Consider the following 6,882-nt stretch of genomic DNA (forward strand, 5'->3'; position numbering starts at 1 on the left):
CGGCGGACACGGCGGTGGGCACCATCCGTCAGAGGTTGGCGGAGTCGCACGAGGTGCAGGCGCACGCGGTGGTGCTGATTGAGCCGGGGAGTCTGCCGAAGACGTCCAGTGGCAAGGTGCAGCGGCATGCGTGCCGCGCGGCCTTCCTCGCGGGGACGTTGCAGGAGGTGACTGCATGGCGGGCTGAGGGTTCCAACTCCTCTGCTGCACGCCCATCACAGGCCGATGCTCCCCTGCCCTCTGCTCCAGCAATTTCCTCGGTTGATGCTGGACCGAAAGCGGAAGTGGCCCTGCCTGAGAAGCCGGACTCAGAGGCCCTGGTCGAGTGGCTGCGCGACATCGTGGCCCGACACGTGCGCATGCTCCGTGAGGACATCGACGTTGATGCTCCGGTGACTCGCTACGGGCTGGACTCGCTGGGCGCCGTGGAGCTGGCGCATGAAGTGGGCACGGGCACCGGGCTGACGGTGCCCATGGAGTGGTTGCTCCAGGGGCCGAGCATCACGTCCCTGGCGCACAGGCTGGCCTCCCTCCGTGACTCGGCGGGCCTCGCACCCAGCCGCAAGAACGTGGGCGGCGACCGCGAGGCGTCCTCGTCGCAGGCCCGGTTGTTCTTCCTGTCCCGGTACGCCCCCGGCGACGTGTCCTACAACCTGCCCGCCGCCGTTCGCCTGGACGGCGAGCTGGATGTGGCCGCGCTGGAGGGCAGCCTCGTGGCCCTCGCGGCCCGGCATGAAGGACTGCGGACCTCCTTCCGCGAGGCTCCGGGGCAACCCCGGCAGGTCATCGCGGCGGACGCGTCCCTGCCGCTGGCGCGCGTGTCACTGGAGTCCCTGTCCGCCGACACCCGCGAGGCCGAGGCGCTCCGCCTGGCCCACGAAGAGGCCCGTCGCCCGTTCGACCTGGAGCGCGGACCGCTGGTGCGCGCCACGCTCCTCACGCTGGATGCGCGGACCCATGTGCTGGTGCTCGTCATGCACCACGCCGTGTCGGACGCCACGTCCATGGCGGTGCTGGTGCGCGAGGTCTCAGCCCTCTACTCGGCGCTGCGCGAGGGCCGCCCGTCGCCCCTGCCCGCCCTGCCCCTGGACTACGCCGACGCCGCCGACTGGCAACGGGACACGCTGGATGGCGCCGCGCTGGAGTCGCGGCTGGACTACTGGCGGACGCAGCTCGCCGGTGCTTCCCAACTGCTGGAGCTGGCCACGGACCGGCCGCGTCCCTCGCGGCGTGGGTCCTCGGGCGCTCGGGTCCCGGTGGTGCTGGACGCCGACCTCTCGGACTCGGTCCGGAGGCTGGCGGAGCGTGAAGGCGTCACCCCGTTCATGGTCCTGCTCGCGGCCTTCCAGACCGTGCTCGCCCGCCGCGCGGGCCAGGACGACATCAGCGTGGGCACGGCCATCGCGGGCCGTCAGCGCGCGGAGTTCCAGGGGCTCGTCGGCCTCTTCGTCAACTCGCTGGTCCTGCGCACGCGACTGTCCGGCGCTCCTTCGTTCCGGGAGCTCCTGGGCCGCGTGCGGGAGACGGCGCTGGGCGCGTACGCGCACCAGGATGTGCCCTTTGAACGGGTGGTGGAGGCGCTCCGGCCTCCTCGCGAGCTGGGGCACACGCCGCTGTTCCAGGTGATGTTCAACCTCCAGGGCGCCCGCGTGGACGCGCCCGTCTTGAAGGGGCTCCAGACCCGGCTCCTGGACGTGCACACCGGCACGTCCATGTTCGACCTCACGCTGTCGCTCGCGGAGTCCCCCCAGGGCTTCGAGGGCTGGCTGGAGTACGCCACGGAGCTGTTCGACGCGGACACCGTGGCGCGGCTGGCCGGCCACTTCCGCGTGCTGCTGGATGCCGCCATCACGGCTCCTCGGACGTCCATCCACGAGCTGCCCTGGATGACGGACGCGGAGCGCCACCAGGTGCTCACCGCGTGGAACGACACGGCCCGCGACTACCCCTCCGGCAGGACCCTCCCCGAGCAGTTCGCGCTCCAGGTCGCCCGGGCTCCGGACGCCATCGCCGTGGAGGACGGGGACCTTCGCCTGACGTACGCGCAGCTGGAGGCGCGGGCCAATCCGCTCGCGCACTTCCTCCAGGCCCGGGGCGTGGGCCCGGACGTGCCGGTGGCGGTGTGCATGGAGCGCTCCGTGGACTTCGTCGTCACGGTGCTCGCCATCCTCAAGGCGGGCGGCGCCTATGTCCCGCTGGACGCGTCGTACCCCGCGCAGCGGCTGGCGTTCATGATGGAGGACGCCCGGCCCCGGATGCTGCTCACCACGCGCGCGCTGCGTGAGCGGCTGAACGTGCCCGACGCGGCCCTGTCCTGCTTCTTCGTGGACGCGCTGGCGCTCGACGATCAGCCCGTCACCGCGCCGGAGGTCACCGTGGGGCCTCGCAACCTGGCCTACGTCATCTTCACCTCTGGCAGCTCCGGGCGTCCCAAGGGAGTGGCCTCCGAGCATCGCGGCGTGCTGCGCCTCGTGCACGCCGAGCCCTACTCGCGCGTCGGTCAGCGCGAAACGGGCATGCTCTTCGCACCGTTGTCCTTCGACGGCTCCGTGATGGAGCTGTGGACGATGCTGCTGCACGGCGGCCGGCTGGTCATCTTCCCCGGCAAGGTCCCCGCCGGAGACATGGACACGCTCGCGCGCGTGGTGGAGCGCCACGCGGTCAGCTTCGCCCACCTGCCGTCGGGGCTCTTCTCGCAGCTGGTGGAGCACCGGCCGGACATCCTCGGGCGGCTGCGCGAAGTGCACGTGGCGGGGGACGTCATCTCCGCCCCGCATGTGCGCCGCGCGGTGGAGTTCCTGGGCCGGCCCGTCATCAACGCCTACGGCCCCAGTGAATGCTCCGTGGCTGCCTCGTTCTTCACGGTGGAGCGGCCGGAGCAGGCGGGCGCGTCGGTGCCCATCGGCCCGCCGCTCGCGAACACCACGGCGTACGTGCTGGACGCGCGGCTCCAGCCGGTGCCGGTGGGCGTGCCGGGGGAGCTGTTCCTCGGCGGTGATGGCGTGGTCCGGGGCTACGTGTCGCGGCCGGGCCTGACGGCGGAGCGCTTCGTGCCGGATGCCTGGGGCACGAAGCCGGGTGCACGGCTGTACCGCACGGGCGACCGGGTGCGCTGGCGCGCGGATGGGACGCTGGACTTCCTGGGGCGCACGGACCACCAGGTGAAGGTGCGCGGCTTCCGCATCGAGCTGCCGGAAGTGGAGGCAGCCCTGCGCGAGCTGCCCGAAGTGCACGAGGCCGCGGCGGTGGTGCGCGAGGACGTGCCCGGCGACAAGCGGCTCGTGGCTTATGCGATGCCGCGCCCGGGGCAGGTGCTGGAGCCCTCGCGGTTGCGGGAGGCCCTGCGCCGCAAGCTCCCGGACTACATGGTGCCGTCCCTGTTCGTGGCGCTCCCCACCCTGCCCCTGAACCCCAGCGGCAAGGTGGACCGCAAGGCGCTGCCCGCTCCGGACTCGGAGGCCACCGGCCGGCGCGAGCGCTACGTGGCGCCGTCCCACCCGCTGGAAGAGCAGATCGCCTCCACGTGGGCCCGCGAGCTGGGGGCCGACCGGGTGGGCACGCAGGACCACCTGTTCAACGACCTGGGCGGCACGTCGCTGTCCGTGATGCGGCTCGCCTCGCGCCTGAAGGAGACGCTGGGCCGCGACGTACCCGTGGTCTGGTTGTTCGAGCACCCCACGGTGGAGTCGCTCGCCCAGCGGCTGGAGCACGAGTCGCAGGGCGCACCCGCGCCGTCTCCCACCGCCCCTGGCCACCGTCCGCGCGAGGCGTCGAAGCCTGGTGCGTCCGGCTCCATCGCCATCATCGGCATGGCGGGCCGTTTCCCCGGCGCGGGGACGGTGGAGGCGTTCTGGCGGAACCTGCGCGAGGGCGTGGAGTCCATCACGCGCTTCTCACCGGAAGAACTGGAGCACCTGCCCTCCCTGCCGGAGGGGTTCGAGCTCTGGTACCACCCGGCGTTCGTTCCGGCCGCCGGTGTCCTGGACGACGTGGAGGGGTTCGACCACGCGTTCTTCGACATGTCGTTGCGCGAGGCGCAGTTCACGGATCCGCAGCAGCGGCTCTTCCTCCAGACGGCGTGGGCCGCGCTGGAGGACGCGGGCGTCAATCCGGAGCGCTACCCCGGCGCCATCTCGCTGTACGCAGGCGCGGCGGCCTCTGGATACGCGGAGGCCGTGCGGCAGGCGATGCCGCTGGACGCGGCGTCCTTCTTCGAGCTGAACGGCACTGGCACGCACGAGAGCCTGCCGACGAAGGCGTCCTTCAAGCTGGGGCTCACGGGTGAGAGCACGCTGCTCTACACCGCGTGCTCCACGGGGCTGGTGGCCGTGCACCTGGCCTGTCAGAGCCTGCGGACGGGCCAGTCCGACGTGGCGCTCGCGGGGGCCTCGCGGCTGTCGCTGCCGCAGCGCACGGGCTACGTGGCGCAGGAGGGGCTCATCTTCTCCCCGGATGGCCACTGCCGTGCGTTCGACGCGAAGGCGGGGGGCACGCTGCCCGGCAACGGCGTGGGCGCGGTGGTGCTCAAGCGTCTGGAGGACGCGGTGCGGGATGGCGACGCCATCTACGCCGTCATCCGGGGCTCGGCGCTGAACAACGATGGCAAGAACAAGTCCGGCTTCACCGCGCCGAGTGTGCAGGGACAGGCGGCGGTGGTGTCCCAGGCCCTGGCCAACGCGGGCGTGGAACCGGAGGCCGTGGGCTACGTGGAGGCCCATGGCACCGCGACGCCTCTCGGGGACCCGATTGAAGTGGCGGCGCTGACTCGCGCGTACGGCCTGGGCTCGGAGCACCGGGGGCGCATCGCGCTGGCGTCGCTGAAGACGAACGTGGGGCACCTGGATACGGCCGCGGGGCTGGCGGGCCTGATGAAGGCCGCGCTGTCGCTGCACCATGGAGAGATTCCTCCCAGCCTCCACTTCGAGCAGCCCAACCCGCAGATCGACTTCGACGCGGGTCCGTTCTTCGTCAACACCACCTTGCGGTCGTGGCCTCGGAGCGAGACGCCTCGCTTCGCCGCGGTCAGCTCCTTCGGCATTGGTGGCACCAATGCCCACGCCATCCTCGAGGAAGCTCCCATGCGGCAGAGTGGTTCGACCACGCGTTCCCACCAGCTCGTCGTGCTGTCCGCGCGCTCGCCGGAGGCGCTGGAGGCGGCGGCGCGGCGGTTGGAGGCGAAGGGCGTCGGGGACTCGGCGCTGGCGGACCTGGCGTTCACGCACGCCGTGGGCCGCAAGGCGTTCGAGTACCGCCGCGCGGTGGTGGTGACGGACGCGGAGGAGCTGTCGCGGCAGCTCCAGAAGCCGGTGACGCCGGTGAAGAGTCCGGGCAAGGCGCCGCGCGTGGCGTTCGTGTTCTCCGGGCAGGGATCGCAGCGGCTCGCCATGGGGCGTGAGCTGGCGGAGGCGTCGCCCCTGTTCCGCGCGCACCTGGACGCGTGCCTCGCGTTGCTGGACGCGCCGCTGCGGGCTCGGGTGTCGGCCGTGCTGGCTCCCGAGGCCGATGCTTCGGCGGACCTCGCGGATACACGCGTGGCGCTGCCCGCGTTGTTCAGCGTGCAGGTAGCGCTGGCTCGGATGTGGCGGGACCTGGGTGTCACGCCGTCCGCGGTGATGGGGCACAGCTTCGGTGAGTACGCGGCGGCATGCGTCGCGGGGGCGCTGTCCCTGGAGGACGCGATGCGCCTCGCGGTGGCTCGCGGGGAGCTGATGCACCGGATGCCGCCGGGCGCGATGCTCGCGGTGGCCCTGCCCGTGGAGCGCGTGCAGTCGTTGCTGTCGGGCCGGCTGTCGGTGGCGGCGGTGAATGCTCCGGACCGCTGCGTGGTGTCCGGGCCGGTGGAGGAAGTGGAGCGGCTGGAGGCCGCGCTGAAGGCCCAGAAGGCCGGAGCGGTTCGCATGCCCGCGCCGCACGCGTTCCATTCCGCGGACGTGGAGCCGTTGATGCCGGAGCTGGCGCGCGTGGTGGGCACGCTGCGCTGGTCGGAGCCGGCGGTGCGGTACGTGTCCAGTCTCACGGGGGCGCTGGTCGGTCCGGGGCAGCTCGCGGTTCCGGACTACTGGACGGAGCAGATGCGCCAGCCGGTGCGCTTCACCCGCGCGGTGGAGGCGCTCCAGGCGGAAGGCTGCACGGTGCTGCTGGAGGTGGGACCGGGACAGGACGTGACGCCGCTGGTGCGCGCGAACCTGGCCCGGCCCGAGGGCGGTCCTTCCATCCTCGCACTGGCATCGCTGAGGGTGGGCGGGAAGACGACGGAGCAGATGGGCTGGCTCCAGGCCGTGGGCGAGCTGTGGACCGCAGGTGTGCTTGTGGACTGGAGCGCGTTCTACGCGCACGAGCAGCGCCTGCGGTTGCACCTGCCCACGTACGCGTTCCAGACCAAGGCGGTCTGGGTGCAGCCGAGAGCACGCGCCACGACGTCACCGTTCGCACCTCCGGCAGGAAGTTCCGTTCGTGCGCAGCAGGTTCCGGCCGTGCTCGTGGAGCGTGCGCCCGAACCTTGGGCTCCGGCCGCGCCCGCTGATCGTGCGCCCGAAGTGACTTCCGACCTGGCCCTGGTCAAGGCGTCAGTCCGCGCCCCTCAAGCCGCCTCCGCGATGACGGCCACGGCGTCGGTCCGCGCACCTCAGGCCTCGTCCGCGATGATGGCTCCGAACGGCGCGATTCAGAGCGCGTCCGGGACGACGGATCCGAACGGCGCCCCTCAGAGCGCGTCCGCGATGATGGCTCCGAACGGCGCCCCTCAGAGCGCGCCCGTGACGACGGATCCGGCCGGCGTCTCACACGGGGCTCCAGTGCACGGGATGCGTCCGGAGGCGGGGGTGTCCTCGCACGGGTCTGCCGCGCCTACGGGCGTGGAACCCACCCTGTCCCCCGCTGCCC

Annotated in this window: 1 protein-coding gene; it reads left to right on the plus strand. The window is 72.1% G+C overall.

Annotated features, from left to right (window positions below; translation table 11 throughout):
- Nucleotides 1-284 precede the first annotated feature (284 nt).
- Nucleotides 285-6,882, plus strand: a 6,598-nt coding sequence (locus tag D7Y21_RS39405) for a non-ribosomal peptide synthetase/type I polyketide synthase (protein WP_233612472.1), incomplete at its 3' end; no start/stop codon positions are given.

Source organism: Corallococcus sp. AB045 (assembly GCF_003668895.1).
GTDB classification, from domain to species: Bacteria; Myxococcota; Myxococcia; order Myxococcales; family Myxococcaceae; genus Corallococcus; species Corallococcus coralloides.